Raw genomic sequence first — 15,564 nt, forward strand, 5'->3', positions numbered from 1 at the left:
GATTTACCGGCCGCTCAGGACGGCGGCCGGTCCGGGGGCACCGCGTGGTCGCGGAGGGGGCCGAGGGTGAGGGCGTGCGCGCGGCAGTGGGCGGCGATGAGGGGGAGGGCGGCGAGGGTGGCGCGCCAGGAGCCGGGGGCGGAGGTGCAGTCGGAGTCGTGGAGGAGGAGCGTCGCGCCGCCGGTGAGGCCGGGGCGGGCGGTGGCGTGGACGGACTCACCGGTGGCCTCGGCCGTCCAGTCGCGGCCCCACGCCGTCCACAGGACGCTGCGCAGGCCGAGGCGGCGGGCGGCCAGGGCGGGGCCTGCGGTCAGCACGCCGTACGGCGGCCGGTACCAGAGCGGGCGGGCACCGCACAGATCGGTCACCGCCTCGGTGGCACGCCGGAGTTCACGCAGGTCGCGCGCCGGGGCCGGGTACCACTGCTGCCGGTGGTGCCAGCCGTGCACGGCCACCTCGTGGCCGCGGGCGACGAGTTCGCGGCCGAGGGCGGGGGCGCGGTCGAGCATCGCGCCGAGGAGGAAGAACGTGGCGCGGGCACCGAGTTCGTCGAGCACGTCGAGGACGTACGGGGTGCTGCGCGGGTCCGGTCCGTCGTCGAAGGTCAGGGCTACGTGGCCGGGGGCCGTGCCGAACCCGGCGGTTCGGCGCGCCACCGTGCGGCGCAGCACCGGGAGGCGGACGGCGGCCGGGGCCAGGTGGAGGAGCTCGACGGCGGCCGCGGCCGCGAGGAGGTGGCGGGCCGTCACCCGAAGCGGGACGCCATGCGGCGGAACACGCCCGGCGCGGCGCCGTGGATGCGGGCCGGGACGCCCAGCCAGTGCGGCACGAACAGGCGGTCGCGCTCGGTGCGGATCGTCGCCACGACGGTGTCCGCGACCCGCTCCGCCGACACCGGGCGCGGGCGGTCGCGCTGGTACGGGGTGCCGCGGCGGTCGAAGAACGGGGTCTCGACGGCACCGGGCAGCACCAGCCGCACGCCGACCCCGGTGCCGCGCAGCTCGTACCAGAGGCTCTCGGCGAACATCGCGAGGCCGCCTTTGGTCGCCGAGTAGCCGGACTCGTCGCGCACGCCGACCTGGCCGGCCATCGAGCCGAGCAGGACGATCCGCCCGTGCCGGCGTTCCAGCATGCCCGGCAGGAGGAGGCGCACCAGGCGCAGGGGGGCGGCGAAGTTCACCTCGATCATCCGGTCGAGGGTGTCGGACGGGGTGTCCTGGAACGCGCCGCGCCAGCCCAGGCCCGCGCTCGCGACCAGCACGTCCACCCGGCCGGCCGTCTCCAGCGCGGCCTCGGCGAGGCGGGCCGGGCCGTCCGGCTTGCTCAGGTCCTCGGGCAGGGCGACGCCGCCGGTGCCGGCGGCGAGCTCGTCCAGCCGGGCGCGGTCGGTGCCGGAGAGCAACAGCTGCCAGCCGGCCTCGGCCAGGCGGGTCGCGGTGGCCAGGCCGATGCCGGAGGACGCGCCGGTGATCAGCACCACGGGGCGTTCGGGCGCCCCCGGGTGTCGGGACCCTCGGTGGGCTTCGTCCGCCATCGCGCACCTGCCGCTCTACCGTCCTGCGTGGACGCCGTCCGTTTTGTCCGGCAAGCCACCTTCGCACGGCGGCGCCGCGCGGGCTACCGGGAGGGCCTTGCGGGGCACACTGCCGTGGCACTGGCGGGGCGGGACTAGCGGGGCGGCACCGCCGGCTCCGCCCGCGTGCCGGCCTCGGGGGCGAGCGCCTCGGCCGACTCCCCCTCCAGCTCGCCGAACCGGGACAGCACGAACGTGCCGCCCACCGCCACCGCGAAGCCCGCCAGCGCACACCATTCGAGGCCCGGCCGGGCGGCGTCGCCGAGCGCCACCACCCCGACCAGGGCCGGGCCGAAGGTCTCGGCGACCGTCCCGGCGGCCGTCGCGGCGGTCACCGTGCCGCGCTGCAGCGCGAGGGCGTACGCGAGGTAGCCGCCGAGCCCGCCCAGCACGAGGGCGTACGCGGCGGGGTCGGCGAGCACGGACGTCAGCCGGTGCGCGTCGAGCACGCGGACGGCGAGGCTGGTCACGCCGAACCCGACGCCGGCGAGCAGGCCGAGGCCGGCCGCGGCGACCGTCCCGTTGCGCCGCACGAGGACGACGGTGAGCAGCACCATGACGACGGTCGTGCCGAGCAGCGCCCAGTGGAACGCGGACGGCGCGTACTCGCGGCCCTCCTTGCCCGAGCCCAGGCCGAGCAGCGTCAGGCCGAGGACCACCGCCACGATCCCCGCCAGGTCGCCACGGCGCAGCCGCGCGCCGAGCAGCCAGACGGCGGCGAGGGCGGTGACGGCGAGGCTCGCGTTGGTGACCGCCTGCACGAGGAAGAGGGGGAGGCTGCGCAGCGCCACGATGCTCAGCACGAAGCCGAGGATGTCCAGCAGCGTGCCGAGGACGAACTGCCACGAGCGGACGAGCGCCGCCAGCAGGCCCGCCCGCACCCGGTCCGCGCGCGGCGCCGACCTGGCCCCGCGCGCCTGGAACACCGCCCCGAAGCCGAAGCAGACGGTCGCGACCAGCGCCGTCGAGAGTCCGAGCAGCATGCTTCTCCCAGCCTCGGGGGCAGCATCGATCCACCACCAGTCTGTGACAGGAGGGGCGGGGCCGCACGGTCCACGGGGGCGGGGCATGACGGGACGGGGGCGTGGTCGAGAAGGGTGATCGACGGAGGACCCGCCCGGCTCACCCGGACCGGCTCACGGTTTCAGGGCCACGCCCGAGTAGCACGCGGCCTCGGTGTCGGTGACGGCCGGGTCGTCGGGGGCCGGGCGCCAGCGGGGGGTGGGGACGATCGTCGGGGCGATCAGGGTCCAGCCGTCGAAGAAGCGGGTGAACTCGGCCCGGGTGCGGGGTTGGGTGGCGGTGCCGGCCGCCGCGTAGATGTGGATCAGCCGGGCGACCTCCTCCGGGGCGAACTCCGGGCTGACGTGCGTCATCACCAGCGCGCTGCCGGGGGCGAGCGCCGACTTGAGGTGCTCGACCACCTCGCGCGCGCCGTGCGCGTCCGGGACGAAGTGGAACAGCGCGTTGAGGGAGAGCGCGACCGGGCGCGCGAGGTCGAGGGTCTCGCGCAGGCCGGGCGCGGCGAGCAGGCCGGCCGGGTCGGTGACGTCGGCCTCGACGTAGGCGGTGCGGCCCTCGGGGGTGCTGGCGAGCAGGGCCTGGGCGTGGGAGAGCACGATCGGGTCGTTGTCCGCGTAGACGACCCGGGCGCGCGGGTTCACCCCCTGGGCGGTCTCGTGCAGGTTGGGCGAGGTGGGGATGCCGGTGCCGATGTCGAGGAACTGGTCGATGCCGGCCAGCGCGAGGGCGCGGGTCGAGCGGTGGACGAAGGCGCGGTTGGCGCGGGCGGCGGCGCGCAGCCAGGGCGCGATCGCGAGCGCCTGGCCCGCGGCCTCGCGGTCGGCGGCGAAGTTGGTGAAGCCGCCGAGGTAGTAGTCGTACATCCGGGCCGAGTGCGGGACGTTCAGCCGGAGGTCCACCCCGTCGTACCGGTTCATCGCTCTCCCCTGTGCGGCGTCTGCTGCGCAACGTGATCGATTGCTGCCCAGGCCGGCCGGAGGTCAACCGCGGTCCCGTCCCGCTCAGCCTTGTACGCAACCAGGCACTCATTCCCATGAGATGACAATCTGTATTCGCTTTGCAGCCTGGAGTGACAGGGCTGATGGAATGAGGATGGGCGCACACAGCCCGACCCTCGGGTGGCCCGGCGACCGGCCGGTGCCACGGAAAGCAGGCTCGATGACGATCGACAGGGGTGGCCGCGAGGCCCTCGCGGTGCCGGGCGAGTCCGTCAACGTCCGGATGGGGCTGGCCTATTCGGCGTTCTGCGAGACCCACGAACCCGCCTGGCACGCCCTCGCGCTCACCCGGATAGGCAACCGCGCCGACGTCACGCTCGTGGTGGAAGCGGTCAAGGAGGACCTCGCCCGGTGCTGGTCCCAGGTGCTGCGGTTCGAGGAGCCGGCCGCGTACGCCTGGCGGCTGGCGAACCGGCACATCGCCGACTGGGTCGCGGGCGAGGAGCCGGTGGCGGTCGAGGCGGTCACGTTCGCGGCCGTGATCGGGGCGTTCAAGCAGGTCGCGAACGGGCTGCTGCACAGCGAGGCGGACGAGGTGCGGCTGTACGCGGCGATCCTCGAACTGCCGGACCGCCAGCGGGACGTGATCGTCCTGCGCTACCTGCTCGGCCTGCACGTCAAGGTGATCGGGGCCTACTTGGACCGGCCGGTGGCCACCGTGCACTCCAACCTGCGGCACGCCCGGGAGCGGCTGGCGCGGCGGCTCGGGGTGGGCGAACTCCCGGACAGCGAGGGCGCGCAGTGACGCTCCGGCCACGACCCGAGCCGGAGCGGCAGCCGCAGCCCGAGACTCAGCCGCGCCGGGTCGAGCCGCACCCGCCGGTCGACGGCCCCGGTACTCCCCCGCCCGACAGGGCGCGGAGTGCCGGGCAGGGGCGCGCGCCGTTCCACGTGCCCCGCCCCGAACGCGCCCACGCCCAACGCATCGCCGCCCTGCGTCAGGCCCGACTCACCGCAGGACCGCCCCACCTGCCGACCGAGCACGAGCAGGCCGCCTTCGAACTGGGCCTCGTGGTGGCCCTGGTGCTGGGCGCGCCGGACGCCTCGCGCGGCCTCGACCTGCTGGTGAACGCGCGCCGCATCCAGCCCGAGGGGGCCGAGGTGTTCGGCGCGCTGCTGTACGCGACCGGGCGGGAGGAAGGCGCCGAGTTCTGGTGGCGCTTCGCCGCCGGGTCCGGGAGCGGGACCGCCGCGTACTGCCTGCACCTGCACCACCTGATGCTCGGCGAGACCGACGACGCGGACTACTGGCGCGCCTGGTCGGACCAGCTCGCCGCGGCCGAACGCACGCGCGGGCCAAGGCCGTTGCGGGTGAGCCGGCCGCTGCTGCCGGACGACGTGCGGCGCGACATCCTGTCCCGCTGCCACCGCGGGCTGGCGCCGCAGCTGCCGCCCGCGCTGGTCGCGGTGATCGACCGGCTCCCCGTGCAGGACGGCGACGGGGATCCGCACGAGGTGCCGAGCCCGTGGGAGCTCACCTCGGGGGCGACGGCGGAGTGCTCGTGGGAGTGGGAGGACACCCAGGGGTGACGCGACGGGCGCTCGATCTTCCTCCGTTCAGGTGAGCCGGGGCGGGCGCGGCGTCCGGGCGGGCGCGGGGTTCAGGCGGGTGCGGGGTCCAGCCAGGTCCGGCGCTCAGGCGAGTCCGGCGAGGCGCGCGGTGATCACGGGGTCGCGGCCGTCGCCCTCGGTCGTGCCCCCGGGCCCGTGGACGACGTAGTGGTGCGGCGCCATCACCGTGTCCCGGCAGGGCAGCACCGCGACCACGGCCCGGTGGGCGACGGCCGGGGTCAGCGCGGGGTCGCCGGTGGTGAGGCGGGCGACGAGCCGACCGTCGGCGTGGTCGACGGTAGCGGCGGCGCCGAGGACCTCGGCGAGGACCGTACGGAGGGCGGCCAGGTCGATCCACGAGCCGTCGACCTGCCGCCACTCCCCCGCCCGCAGGGTCGCCGGCCGGGCGGCCAGCGGGACCGGGCCGTGGGCGGCGGCGGCCAGGAGGTCGAGCAGGCGGCGGGCGAAGGCCTCGGTCTCGGCGGCGTCGAGCACCTGCGGACAGGCGGACAGCACGAACTCCAGCACGCCCCCGTGCCGCAGGACCGTGAACATCAGCCGGACGCCGATCGGCTGGTCGGGCAGCCTGACCAGCTCGGGGTCGGCGGCCGGGGCCGGGCGCGTGTCGAGCACGGCGTCGGGGACGGCCTGGCTCACGTCGTTCACCACCAGCCGCCGGGGGTACCGGGCGCCGCGCAGGTGCGCGGTGTCCTCGACCAGCCGCCAGACCTGCTCGGCGTCGAGCGTGCTGTGCCAGTACGCCCGCAGCGCGGCCGACTTGGCACGGCCGACCAGCCGGTCGAAGTCGGCGACGCCGGTGTCGAGGAGCAGCAGCGCGTCCTGCGCGAGGGTGCCGACGTGGTCGGCCATCGCAGCGCGCTGCCGGTTCGACGAGAGCGCCGAGATCATCAGCTCGTGGCTGCCCGCCCACTGGGCGGCCAGGGCCGCGAAGGCCGCGAGCACGACGACGGACGGGCCCGCGCCGGTGCGGCGGCAGACGGCGGCGAGGTCGCGGGCCCCGGCGGCGGACCGGACCAGCACGGCCCCGACGCGGTCCGGCGGGCCTGCGATCCGCGCGTCCGCGAAGGGCGTGAGCGGACCGGTGGCGAGCAGGCGCGCCCAGTGCCGCAGGGCGGCGTCGGTTCTTCGCAGGCCCCGCGGGCTCCGCTCGACGGCGGCCACCTGCAGCGGGGTGGGGGCGGTGACGGGCGGGAGCTCCTTGCCGGCCGCGAGGTCGAGCCAGTCCTCGATGAGCACGGCGGTGGCCGCTCCGTCGGCACCCGCGTGGCACACGACGGCGATCAGCCGCAGCACGCGGTCACCGTCGGCGAGCAGGATGAAGCGCAGCCGGGGAGCGGCGGCGACGTCGAACGGCAGGGCCACGTCGGCGCGTCCCAGCGCCTCGGCGAGCGGATCGAGTCCGGCGGCCGGAACGTCGTCGGCGTCGACGACCGTGACGTCGAACTCGCCTTTCGCGTGCACCACTTGGCGGTCGGGGAAGCCGTCTTCCCCCAACCCCCGGGGGAAGGACGTGCGCAACGACTCATGCCGCTCGACGAGTTCACGCAGGACGCGAAGGGCTTGTGGCACGGTGACGCCGTCCGGCACCGGCCAGACGGACTCCCGGTTGATCGCCGCGGGGGCGTCGTTGCGGATGCAGCGGAGCATGTTGTCCTGGCCGAGCGTGAGCGGGCCCGTGCCGCTGCTCGCGCCGTCGTACCGGACGGTGATCCGTCGGCTGGTCCGTGTCACGTCGCACGCGCCTCTCGGCCTGCCCGGATCGGACCGGGGGCGGGAATGTGTCCCGGACGCTACCAGCGGTATCCGCGACTGGACCAGACCACATTGCACATCGGATTCCGCTCTCAACTCCCTTGCCATACTTCGCAGTTGACATGACAAGGTGACTCGCCGAGAACGGCGAGGGCGGCACGGAACGGCCCCGGGACCGGGACGTCGGACAGCCACACCGGCCCCGGCCCGAGCGCGCCCGCATCCGCGAGCAGCAGCGGCGACGGACCGTCGACGGGCAGGCCGAAGGACTGCACCAGCCGGCCACCGTACGCCTTCGCACAGGCCTCTCGGCGGCACCACAACTCCGTGAAGCGCTCGGGCGATTCCAGGACGGCCCGCGCCTCGGCGGCCGGGAAGAAGCGCGCCGCCACCCGCCCGGCCACCCGCCGGTCGTGGATCCGCTCGACGTCGACGCCGAGCGGCCGCCCGTCCGAAAGGGCCAGCGCGGCAAGGGAGTCGGAGGCGGAGTAGTTCACCTCCAGCCCGCCGGACCGCTCGGGCAGCGGCTTTCCGTGCAGGCCGCGCCGCCACACGACGTCGGCCGGACGCACGCCGAGCCGGGCGCCGACCAGTTGGCGGACGGCGCCGTGCACGACGGTGAAGCGTCGGCGCACCACCGGGTCCGCCCCGGCACACCGGGCGCGCTCGCTCTCGTCGAGGAGGTTCCACAACTCCTTTGCCACTGACGCCGGCTGGTCGGTCGGGATGAGCCAGACGTCGACGGTCACGGGAGCGCGAGCGTGTTCAGCACGCCCAGTCGGCGGTCGAAGCTCGCGACGAGGACGGGGGTGCGCTGCGGCAGCCCCTCGGCGAGCTCCGCCCACACACCGGTGAAGGGCTGGGCAGTCGGACCGCCCACGCCGGGGCCGCGCACGAGCGCCGTTCCCGGCTCCAGCGACTCGGCGAGTGTGCGGACCTCCTTCTCCGGCTCGTCCGCGCAGGGCATTTGGCGGATGTCCATCGACTCCCCCGGAGCCTCCTCGCACACCAGCACCACCGCACCGTGCCGCTCGGGCAGTCGGACCGGTGCGCCGGGCGCGTAGTGCAGCGCCGTCTGCTCGGCGACGACCACCACCGCTCGGCGGCAGAATCCGGTGCGGTGGTACTCGGCGGCCAGTCGCAGCGCGGTGAAGGCGGCGCCGAGCCCCTGGTCGCAGACCGCGAACGCGAGCGGCGACCCCGGACAGGAGCGGCTCAGCGCCAGCGAGGACGGCGCGCCCGGACGGACGTCCGGGGAGTCGAAGGCCAGGATCAGCAGGTCGACGGGCTCGTCGTCGGCCAGCTCCTCGCGCAGCAGGCCCGCCGCCATCTCCTCGTAGGAGTGGCCGACGCCCGCGCGCAACAGGTCCTCGCGCACCGGCAGGCCGTACGGGCGGGTGAGGTCGGTGACGAAGACGCGCAGGTTCGGGTCGAGCGACAGTTCCGACCGGCCGTCGAAGCGCCGGGCCCGGGCCCGGGTGATCCGCAGGCCGCGCGTGGTCACCCGGTCAGTCCTCGGGGATGACGTGCCCGGCGACGTAGTCGGCGAGGCTGGTGACCGAGCGCAGGTCCTCCTCGGTGATCTGCTCGACGTCGACCTGGATGTCGAGCGACTCCTCCAGTTCGAGGATCAGCTCGATGGTGCCGGCCGAGGTGAGGCCGAGGTCGTCGAAGAGGCAGGCGTTCTCGGGGATCTCCGGCAGCTCGCGCTTGAGGACGCGCGGCAGGAGCTCGCCGATGCCGTGCAGGATCCGCTCGCGCAGCTCGGGGTCAGTGGTCTGGACCACGGGTTCCGACATGGGTGAACCGTCCCGTCGTACGTGGGAAGTGGCTGAAGTGACTGGTGATACCCGGAAGGGAGAGAGTCTGACGGATCGTCAGCACTGGACCGTCATCGCGGAGAAGGTGGCTCCGATCCCGGCGGCGGCGATCAGGTAGCGGTCGCCGCGGCGGAGCAGCCCCCGCGTCGTGGCGGTGTGGAGGTTGATCAGGCTGTCCGCAGCGAAACTGTGCCCCACGGACGGCACGTTGTCCAGCACCACCTTCTCCACCGGGAGCCCGATCCGGCGCGCCAGCATCCGCCAGGAGGCCTGGTTGACGTTGTGCGGAAGCACCGCGGCCAGGTCCGAGAGGTCCAGACCTGCCTGGTCCAGGGCGGCCTCGATCGCCTCGGTCAGCACGACCGGGTACTCGCGCTGGTAGCGGGCGAGGAGGTCCGGGTCCTCGGCCAGCCGGCCGTCGAACTCGGGGCGCTGGCGCACCGCGAAGGACAGCACGCGGTGCCGCTCGCCGGTCGCGCGGACCAGGCAGGCGGCGGCGCCCTCGGCGAAGACGCCCGTCTCGGGCACCACCTGGGCGTCCCTGGTGAAGGTCTTCTCGCCCGCGACGACGAGGGCCAGCGCCTCCGGGTCCGGGTCGCCGGCCAGCAGGCGGCCGGCCAGGTCGATCGCCAACAGGCCCACCGCGCAGGCGTGGTGGGTCACCGTGAAGGCGTTGGCGTGGGCGAGGCCGCGCCGGGCGATCAGGTCGTGCAGGGGGTTGAGCGGGTAGGGCACCGCCACCGGCATGCTGCGGGCGTGGATCACGAAACGGACGCGCCGTTCGCGTCCGCGCAGCTCCGTGAGGTTGTCGACGGCGGCGTCGAGCAGGTCGGGCAGCGTCCCGTCCGGGTCCAGTCGCAGCTGGTCCAGGCCGTGGAAGCGGCGGAAGAGTTTGAGTTGACGTGGGGTCAGGCCGATGCGCTCGCCCACCGCCTCGATGGGCACGGCGTGCGGGGGGAGGTGAACGGCCACTGCCTCCAGTGCGGTCACGCGGGCTAGTATTCCCACGCCCGGACCGGTCGCACAAGTGATCGCGGGCTCCTTCTCTTCGCATTCTCCTCGCGTTTCTCGCATTCCCTTCGCTTTTCCTCCGCACCGGCCACCGCCGCCGGTCGCGCCCGCCCCGTGCCGTCGAGCAGGTGGAGCCTTCCCGTGAACGATCCCGAACTTCCCGCGTACGCGGGGGCCGCATCCCTCCGCCCCGACCTCGTCGCGCTGCTGGTCGAGGCCGCCGCCGCACCGCTCGGGTGGGCGTCCCGCGTGACGCCGGACGCCCGACTCGACGGCGACCTCCTGCTCGACGAGACCGAACTCGCGGCGCTGGCCGCGGGTTTGCGCGAACGGTTCGGAGCGAGGGCCGATCTCGCCGCGCTGCGCGCCCGGTTGGACCTCGCCGCGCTGGAGGCGCTCACCGTGGGAGACGTGCAGCGATTGATCTCCGGGGAGGCGGGAGCATGAGCCGGTTCCTCCTCGTCATGCCCCCGTTGACCGGGCACGTGCACCCGGCCGCGGGCATCGCCGCCGAGCTCGCGCAGCGCGGCCACGACGTCCTGTGGACCGGCACCGAGACCGTCCTGCGTCCACTCCTCGGGCCCGGCGCACACGTCCTCGGCACCGGCACCCGGGCGTTCCGCGCGCAGGGCGGGCACGGGCTCGCCGCGCTGCGCTCGCTCTGGGAGGGCTTCATCGTGCCCTACGCGCGGTTCACCGCGAAGCCGCTGGACGCGATCGTGCGCGAGCACCGGCCGGACGTCGTGCTGGTCGACCAGCACACCCCGGCGGGCGCGATCGTCGCACACCGGCACGGGCTGCCCTGGGCGAGCTTCGCACCGGGCGCGATGGAACTCGGCCGACCGTACCGGGCGTTGCCGCAGGTCGAGGCCTGGATGACCGGGCTCCTCCGGGGTCTGTGGGAGCGGGCCGGGCTTCCTGCGGACGAGTTCACCGACCCGCGCTTCTCCCCCGCACTGCTGCTCGCGACCACCGGGCCGGCCCTCACCGGCGCCGGCGCACACCCACCGGGGTACGCGCTGGTCGGGCCGGTGCACGGCGAGCGGCCGGCCGACCCGTCGTTCCCGTGGGAGCGGCTGCTGCCCGGGCGCCGGCGCGTCCTGGTCACCATGGGCACGCTGGCCGGCGAGCTCGGTGCGGACTTCCACGCCCGGGCCGTCCGGGCGCTGGAGCTGTGCGGGGAGGACGTGCAGCCGGTGTTCGCGGCGCCGCACGAGTTCCTGCCCGAACTCCCGCCGCACGCCGTCGCGGTGGACCGCGCGCCGATCCTGGAGATGATGGCGCGCGGCACCCTGGACGCGGTGCTCTGCCACGGCGGGATGAACACCGTCGGCGAGGCGCTCGCGCACGGGATTCCGCTGGTCACCGCGCCGATCCGGCACGACCAGCCGTTCGTCGCGGCGCAGGTCGAGGCCGCGGGAGCGGGGGTGCGCGTGCCGTTCGCGCGGGTCTCGCCGGAGGGGCTCGCCCGGGCGGTGCGCGGCGTCCTCGACGACGAGCGGTACCGGGCGGCGGCCGCCCGGGTCGGCGCCGGGCTGCTGGCGGGCGGCGGAGCCCGTACGGCGGCCGACCGGCTGGAGGCACTGGTCAACGGGCCCGCGGCCGGGTCCCTTTAGCAGACCGGAAGATCGCACGTCCATTGGTCTAGGCCATTGTCTCCGCCCGGCCGACGCCCTAGGGTGGCGCCCGACAGCGGCCCGGCCGCACCTGGACCGGTGTGCCGGCCGCCCATCCCCGCACGGGAGTTCCGGTTGATCGAGACCACGGGACTGCGCAAGTCCTACCGCAAGAAGACCTCCCGCAGGAGCGGTGAGGACACCACCGTCGACGCCGTCCGCGGTATCGACCTCGCCGTCGACGCGGGCGAGATCCACGGCTTCCTCGGCCCCAACGGCGCCGGGAAGACCACCACCCTGCGCATGCTCGCCACCCTGATCCGCCCCGACGGCGGCCGGGCGACCGTGGCCGGCGCCGACCTCTTCGCCGACCCGGCGGAAGTGCGGCGCCGGATCGGCTACGTCGCCCAGGGCGGCGGCACCACCGACGGCGTCAGCGCGCGCGAGGAGCTCGTCCTCCAGGCCCGGATGCACGGCGCCCCCAAGGCGCGTGCCGTCCGGGCCGCCGAGGACGCGCTCAAGGCCTTCGACCTGGGCGAGTTCGGCGACCGCCCGTGCGCGACGTACTCCGGCGGCCAGCGCCGGCGGGTGGACATCGCACTCGGAGTGATCCACGAACCGCGCGTGCTCTTCCTCGACGAACCCACCGTCGGCCTCGACCCGGCCAGCCGGGCGCACGTGTGGGCGGAGATCAAGCGGCTGCGCTCCGAAGGCATGACCGTCGTCGTCACCACCCACTACCTCGACGAGGCCGACGCGCTGTGCGACCGGGTGGCGATCGTCGACCACGGCCGGGTCGTGGCCGAGGGCACCCCCGAGGCGCTCAAGCGCGAGATCTCCGGGGACGTCGTGCTGGTCGGCCTGGCCGACACCACCGAGGGCACCGCCGAACGCGCCGCCGAGGTGCTGCGGGCCCAACCGTACCTGCACCGACTGGAGTTGCGGGGGGAGGACGGGCTGCGGCTCTACCTCGACGACGGCGCGGCCGCGATCCCCCGACTGCTGCGCGCACTGGACGGCGCCGGCGTCACACCCGGCACCGTCCAGCTCCAACGGCCCAGCCTGGACGACGTGTTCCTGGCCCGCACCGGCCGCTCGCTGGAGCAGACCGCCTGAGCCGCCACCTGGAAGGAGTTCGCGTGAAGCTCGCCCGTGACACCTGGCTGGTCTTCCAGCGGCAATTGCTGCTGATGATCCGCACCCCGGTCTGGATCGCCGTCGGAATCATCCAGCCCCTGTTCTACCTGCTGCTGTTCGCGCCCCTGCTCAAGAAGGTGCTCGCCCCCGAGGGCGCGAGCAGCTACGCCGACGCCTACCAGGTCTACGTGCCGGGCCTGTTGGCGGTGCTGTGCATCTTCGGCGGCCTGTTCACCGGCTTCAGCCTGCTCGGCGAGCTCAAGGCCGGCATCATCGAGCGCTCCCGGGTGACGCCGGTGAGCCGGCTGGCGCTGCTGCTCGGGCGCGCGCTGCGAGAGATGGTGGCGCTGCTGGTGCAGGCCGTCCTCATCACGCTGATCGCGCTGCCGTTCGGGCTGCGGGTGAGCCCGCTCAACCTCCTGCTCGCCTACCTGCTGCTCGGCCTGCTGGCGCTGATGACCTCGGCGATCTCCTTCGGCATCGCGCTCATGGTGCCGACGGACGCGGCGATGGCACCGGTCGTGAACACCATCGCGCAGCCGATCGCGCTCCTGTCGGGCGTGCTGCTGCCGCTCACCCTCGCGCCCGACTGGCTGCGCTCCGCCGCTCGCTGGAACCCCTTCTACTGGGCCGTGGAGGGCATGCGGGCGCTGTTCTCGGGGCACGCCGGCGACGCCGTGGTCTGGCAGGGGCTGCTGGTCGTCGTCGTGATGACCGTCCTGTCGGTGTACTGGTCGGCGCGGCTGTTCTCGACCCGCGTGCGCTGACGGACGGGACGACGAGAAGGGCCCGGCCGGCACAGGCCGGACCCTTCTCGTCGCTCCGCTCAGCAGGACGTGATGAAGGCGGCCAACTTGGCCACTCCGTCGATGATCTGACGCTGCGTCACCGAACTGATGGAGAGCCGCAGCAGGCGCTCTCCGCCGCCCGCCGGGTAGAACGGCGCCATCGGCGTCCAGAGCACGCCGTACTCCCGTGCGCACCGCTCCATCGCCGCGTCGTCCGCCGTGAACGGCACGGTGAGGACGGCGAAGAAGCCGCCCTCGGGCCGGTTCCAGGACACCCCCAGGCGGCGGCGCGCGGACGCCGGGAAGTGCCGTTCCAGCTCGCGCAGCAGCGTGTCCATCCCGGCCGCGTAGTGGGCCGTGGCGGCGGCGTTGGCGGCGCGCAGGCGGCAGTCGTGGCGCAGCAGCATGCCGCCGATGACGGCCTGGCTGAGGGCGGGGGTGTTGACCGTCGTCATGCTCTTGAGCCGGGCCAGCTCGTCCGCCAGCAGGGTGCGCCGGCCGCCCGGGCCGGTCACCTCCTGGTCGGCGACGACGTAGCCGAGGCGGGCGCCGGGGAAGCAGGTCTTGGCGAAGGAGCCGAGGTAGACGACCCGGCGGTGGCGGTCCAGCGCCTTGAGGGTCGGCCGTTCGCCGCACGCGCGGACGAAGAAGCCGTACGGGTTGTCCTCGATGACGAGCAGGTCCTCGTCCGCCGCGACGGCCAGCAGCCGGGTGCGGGCGTCGACGGGCATGCTGGTGCCGGACGGGTTGGCGAAGTCGGGGACGACGTAGAGCGCGCGCGGGCGTCGGCCCTCGGCGCGGACGGCCCGGGCGGCGGCGCGGACGGCCTCCGGGTCGGGCCCGCCGGCCGGCCCCTCGGGGACGGGGCGGGTGGTGAGGTCGAGCAGCCGGGCGGCACCGGTGACGCCCACGTAGCAGGGCGAACTGACCAGCAGGACGTCGTCCGGCGTGGCGCACAGCGCGCGCAGGGCGAGCAGCATGCCCTCCTGGGCGCCGACGGTCAGCACCAGGGCCTCGGGGGCGACGGTGAGGCCCTCGTCGTTGGCGAGGGTGCGGGCGACCAGGTCGGCGATGATGCCCTTGGTGGGGCCGTACTGGAACAGCGCGGTGCGGACGGCGTCCCGGTCCAGGCCGCGGGCGGCCAGGTGCGCGAGGTAGGCGTCCAGGTGGGCCGGGACGTCCTCGGGCTCGAAGAAGCCCTCGTAGGGGCGGCCGGGGGCGAAGGAGACGGCGTCGGGGTAGCGGGTGGTCACCTCGTTGAGGAAGGTCATCGCGTCGAGCAGCGGGTCGGAGAGGGAGGCGTGCAGGTCCGCCAGGTCGAGGGTCATCGCAGGGCCTCGCGCAGGCGCTCGGCGGCGTACCGCTGGGCCTCGGCGGCGGCGTCCAGGACGCCCGTCATGGCGAAGAAACCGTGCGGCACGCCCTCGTACCGCCGTGCGCCGACCGGGACGCCCGCGGCGCGCAGGGCCTCGGCGTACTGCTCGCCCTCGTCGCGCAGCGGGTCGTACTCGGCGGTGATGACGGTCGCGGGCGGCAGGCCGGCCAGGCTCGGGGCGCGCAGCGGGGAGGCGTACGGGTCGGCGCCGTCGGCCGGGTCGGCGAGGTAGTGGCCCCAGTACCAGGCGGCCGAGCGGCGGTTGAAGAGCAGCGGGTCGTCGTGCTCGCGCAACGAGGGGGTGTCGGCGCCGTGGTCGGTGTTGGGGTAGACGAGCAGCTGGTGGCGCACGGCCGGGCCGCCCTCGTCGCGCAGCAGGAGGGTGAGCGCGGCGGTGAGGTTGCCGCCCGCGCTGTCGCCGCCGACGGCGAGGCGGGCGGGGTCCAGGCCGAGGCTCTTGGCGTGGGCGGCCAGCCAGTGGACGGCGGCGCGGCAGTCGTGGAGGGCGGCGGGGAACGGGTGTTCGGGGGCGAGCCGGTAGCCGACGGAGACGGTGGCGCAGCCGACGGCGTTGGTCAGGCGGCGGCAGATCGCGTCGCCGGTGTCGAGCGAGCCGAGGGTCCAGCCGCCGCCGAACAGGTAGAGCAGGACGGGAGGTTCGCCGACGGCGGCCGGCCGGTGGAGGCGGAGGGCGAGGTCGCCGCCGGGGCCGGGGACGGTGAACTCCTCGACGGAGGCGACCGGTTCGGGTGTGCCCGCCGCCGCGCGGATGTCCGCGAGGTCGGCGGCGCGGGCCTCGGCGAGGGTGAGGGTGTAGAGGGGCGGCGCGCCGGAGCTCGCGCGGCGGGCGCGCAGGGCTTCGGCTTGGGGGTGGAGGGGCATGGGGGACACTCCCGTGG

At 74.8% G+C, this 15,564-nt stretch carries 17 protein-coding genes; 6 read left to right on the forward strand and 11 right to left on the reverse strand.

Annotation, left to right across the window (positions count from 1 at the left end; all coding sequences use genetic code 11):
• Positions 1-14: 14 nt before the first annotated feature.
• The 4 genes from ACFVSN_RS03500 to ACFVSN_RS03515 form a co-directional block, all read right to left on the reverse strand.
• Positions 15-749 (reverse strand): polysaccharide deacetylase family protein, encoded by a 735-nt coding sequence (locus tag ACFVSN_RS03500; protein WP_387590365.1) that lies wholly within the window; start codon positions 747-749, stop codon positions 15-17.
• Complete coding sequence (locus tag ACFVSN_RS03505; protein ID WP_387590362.1) at positions 746-1,480, reverse strand: SDR family NAD(P)-dependent oxidoreductase; 735 nt, start codon at positions 1,478-1,480, stop codon at positions 746-748. The genes ACFVSN_RS03500 and ACFVSN_RS03505 overlap by 4 nt, the downstream gene beginning before the upstream one ends.
• A gap of 188 nt (positions 1,481-1,668) precedes the next feature.
• Entirely contained in the window at positions 1,669-2,556 is an 888-nt protein-coding gene (locus ACFVSN_RS03510; RefSeq protein ID WP_387590359.1) for a hypothetical protein, read from the reverse strand.
• 153 nt (positions 2,557-2,709) lie between these two features.
• Entirely contained in the window at positions 2,710-3,513 is an 804-nt protein-coding gene (locus ACFVSN_RS03515) for an SAM-dependent methyltransferase (RefSeq protein WP_380495562.1), read from the reverse strand.
• A 241-nt stretch (positions 3,514-3,754) separates the two neighbouring features.
• Between ACFVSN_RS03515 and ACFVSN_RS03520 the strand changes: the two genes are divergently transcribed.
• Entirely contained in the window at positions 3,755-4,339 is a 585-nt protein-coding gene (locus ACFVSN_RS03520) for an RNA polymerase sigma factor (RefSeq protein ID WP_380439835.1), read from the forward strand.
• A gap of 146 nt (positions 4,340-4,485) precedes the next feature.
• A complete protein-coding gene (locus ACFVSN_RS03525) occupies positions 4,486-5,124 on the forward strand; it encodes a hypothetical protein (protein ID WP_387590355.1) in 639 nt (212 codons plus the stop codon).
• A gap of 105 nt (positions 5,125-5,229) precedes the next feature.
• Here ACFVSN_RS03525 and ACFVSN_RS03530 read toward each other — a convergent pair whose 3' ends face one another.
• The 5 genes from ACFVSN_RS03530 to ACFVSN_RS03550 all read right to left on the reverse strand — a co-directional run bounded on the left by ACFVSN_RS03530 (position 5,230) and on the right by ACFVSN_RS03550 (position 9,728).
• Positions 5,230-6,897, reverse strand: a complete 1,668-nt coding sequence (locus tag ACFVSN_RS03530) for a condensation domain-containing protein (RefSeq protein ID WP_387590352.1) — start codon at positions 6,895-6,897, stop codon at positions 5,230-5,232.
• A gap of 113 nt (positions 6,898-7,010) precedes the next feature.
• Entirely contained in the window at positions 7,011-7,667 is a 657-nt protein-coding gene (locus tag ACFVSN_RS03535) for a 4'-phosphopantetheinyl transferase family protein (RefSeq protein ID WP_387590349.1), read from the reverse strand.
• On the reverse strand, positions 7,664-8,422 hold the full coding sequence (locus ACFVSN_RS03540; protein ID WP_387590346.1) for a hypothetical protein: 759 nt from the start codon (positions 8,420-8,422) through the stop codon (positions 7,664-7,666). Before ACFVSN_RS03540 ends, ACFVSN_RS03535 begins: the two co-directional genes overlap by 4 nt.
• A 4-nt stretch (positions 8,423-8,426) precedes the next feature.
• Complete coding sequence (locus ACFVSN_RS03545; RefSeq protein ID WP_380495572.1) at positions 8,427-8,717, reverse strand: phosphopantetheine-binding protein; 291 nt, start codon at positions 8,715-8,717, stop codon at positions 8,427-8,429.
• A gap of 78 nt (positions 8,718-8,795) precedes the next feature.
• Entirely contained in the window at positions 8,796-9,728 is a 933-nt protein-coding gene (locus tag ACFVSN_RS03550; RefSeq protein ID WP_387590342.1) for a 3-oxoacyl-[acyl-carrier-protein] synthase III C-terminal domain-containing protein, read from the reverse strand.
• 162 nt (positions 9,729-9,890) lie between these two features.
• On the opposite strand from ACFVSN_RS03550, the gene ACFVSN_RS03555 reads away from it, so the two are divergent.
• The 4 genes from ACFVSN_RS03555 (at position 9,891) to ACFVSN_RS03570 (ending at position 13,269) form a co-directional block, all read left to right on the forward strand.
• Positions 9,891-10,196 (forward strand): hypothetical protein, encoded by a 306-nt coding sequence (locus ACFVSN_RS03555; RefSeq protein ID WP_387590339.1) that lies wholly within the window; start codon positions 9,891-9,893, stop codon positions 10,194-10,196.
• Positions 10,193-11,365, forward strand: a complete 1,173-nt coding sequence (locus tag ACFVSN_RS03560; protein WP_387590337.1) for a glycosyltransferase — start codon at positions 10,193-10,195, stop codon at positions 11,363-11,365. The genes ACFVSN_RS03555 and ACFVSN_RS03560 overlap by 4 nt, the downstream gene beginning before the upstream one ends.
• A 135-nt stretch (positions 11,366-11,500) precedes the next feature.
• The gene (locus tag ACFVSN_RS03565; protein ID WP_387590334.1) at positions 11,501-12,481 is read left to right on the forward strand and encodes an ATP-binding cassette domain-containing protein; all 981 of its coding nucleotides are present in this window, start codon (positions 11,501-11,503) and stop codon (positions 12,479-12,481) included.
• A 23-nt stretch (positions 12,482-12,504) separates the two neighbouring features.
• A complete protein-coding gene (locus ACFVSN_RS03570; RefSeq protein WP_387590331.1) occupies positions 12,505-13,269 on the forward strand; it encodes an ABC transporter permease in 765 nt (254 codons plus the stop codon).
• A gap of 59 nt (positions 13,270-13,328) precedes the next feature.
• Here the strand turns inward: ACFVSN_RS03570 and ACFVSN_RS03575 are convergent, their stop codons facing one another.
• Positions 13,329-14,618, reverse strand: a complete 1,290-nt coding sequence (locus ACFVSN_RS03575; protein WP_387590328.1) for a PLP-dependent aminotransferase family protein — start codon at positions 14,616-14,618, stop codon at positions 13,329-13,331.
• Positions 14,615-15,547, reverse strand: coding sequence for an alpha/beta hydrolase (locus ACFVSN_RS03580; RefSeq protein WP_387590325.1), 933 nt, complete (start codon positions 15,545-15,547; stop codon positions 14,615-14,617). Before ACFVSN_RS03580 ends, ACFVSN_RS03575 begins: the two co-directional genes overlap by 4 nt.
• Between the last annotated feature and the right edge of the window lie 17 nt (positions 15,548-15,564).

Origin of the sequence: Kitasatospora sp. NPDC057904 (assembly GCF_042887925.1) — a bacterium.
In the GTDB taxonomy this organism is placed as follows: Bacteria; Actinomycetota; Actinomycetes; order Streptomycetales; family Streptomycetaceae; genus Kitasatospora.

What these genes read in the sequence shown, in the direction of transcription:
- ACFVSN_RS03510 (WP_387590359.1), bottom strand. Translation starts at nt 2,556, where the DNA reads ATGCTGCTCGGACTCTCGACGGCGCTGGTCGCGACCGTCTGCTTCGGC.
- ACFVSN_RS03515 (WP_380495562.1), bottom strand. Translation starts at nt 3,513, where the DNA reads ATGAACCGGTACGACGGGGTGGACCTCCGGCTGAACGTCCCGCACTCG.
- ACFVSN_RS03520 (WP_380439835.1), top strand. Translation starts at nt 3,755, where the DNA reads ATGACGATCGACAGGGGTGGCCGCGAGGCCCTCGCGGTGCCGGGCGAG.
- ACFVSN_RS03545 (WP_380495572.1), bottom strand. Translation starts at nt 8,717, where the DNA reads ATGTCGGAACCCGTGGTCCAGACCACTGACCCCGAGCTGCGCGAGCGG.
- ACFVSN_RS03560 (WP_387590337.1), top strand. Translation starts at nt 10,193, where the DNA reads ATGAGCCGGTTCCTCCTCGTCATGCCCCCGTTGACCGGGCACGTGCAC.
- ACFVSN_RS03575 (WP_387590328.1), bottom strand. Translation starts at nt 14,618, where the DNA reads ATGACCCTCGACCTGGCGGACCTGCACGCCTCCCTCTCCGACCCGCTG.
- ACFVSN_RS03580 (WP_387590325.1), bottom strand. Translation starts at nt 15,547, where the DNA reads ATGCCCCTCCACCCCCAAGCCGAAGCCCTGCGCGCCCGCCGCGCGAGC.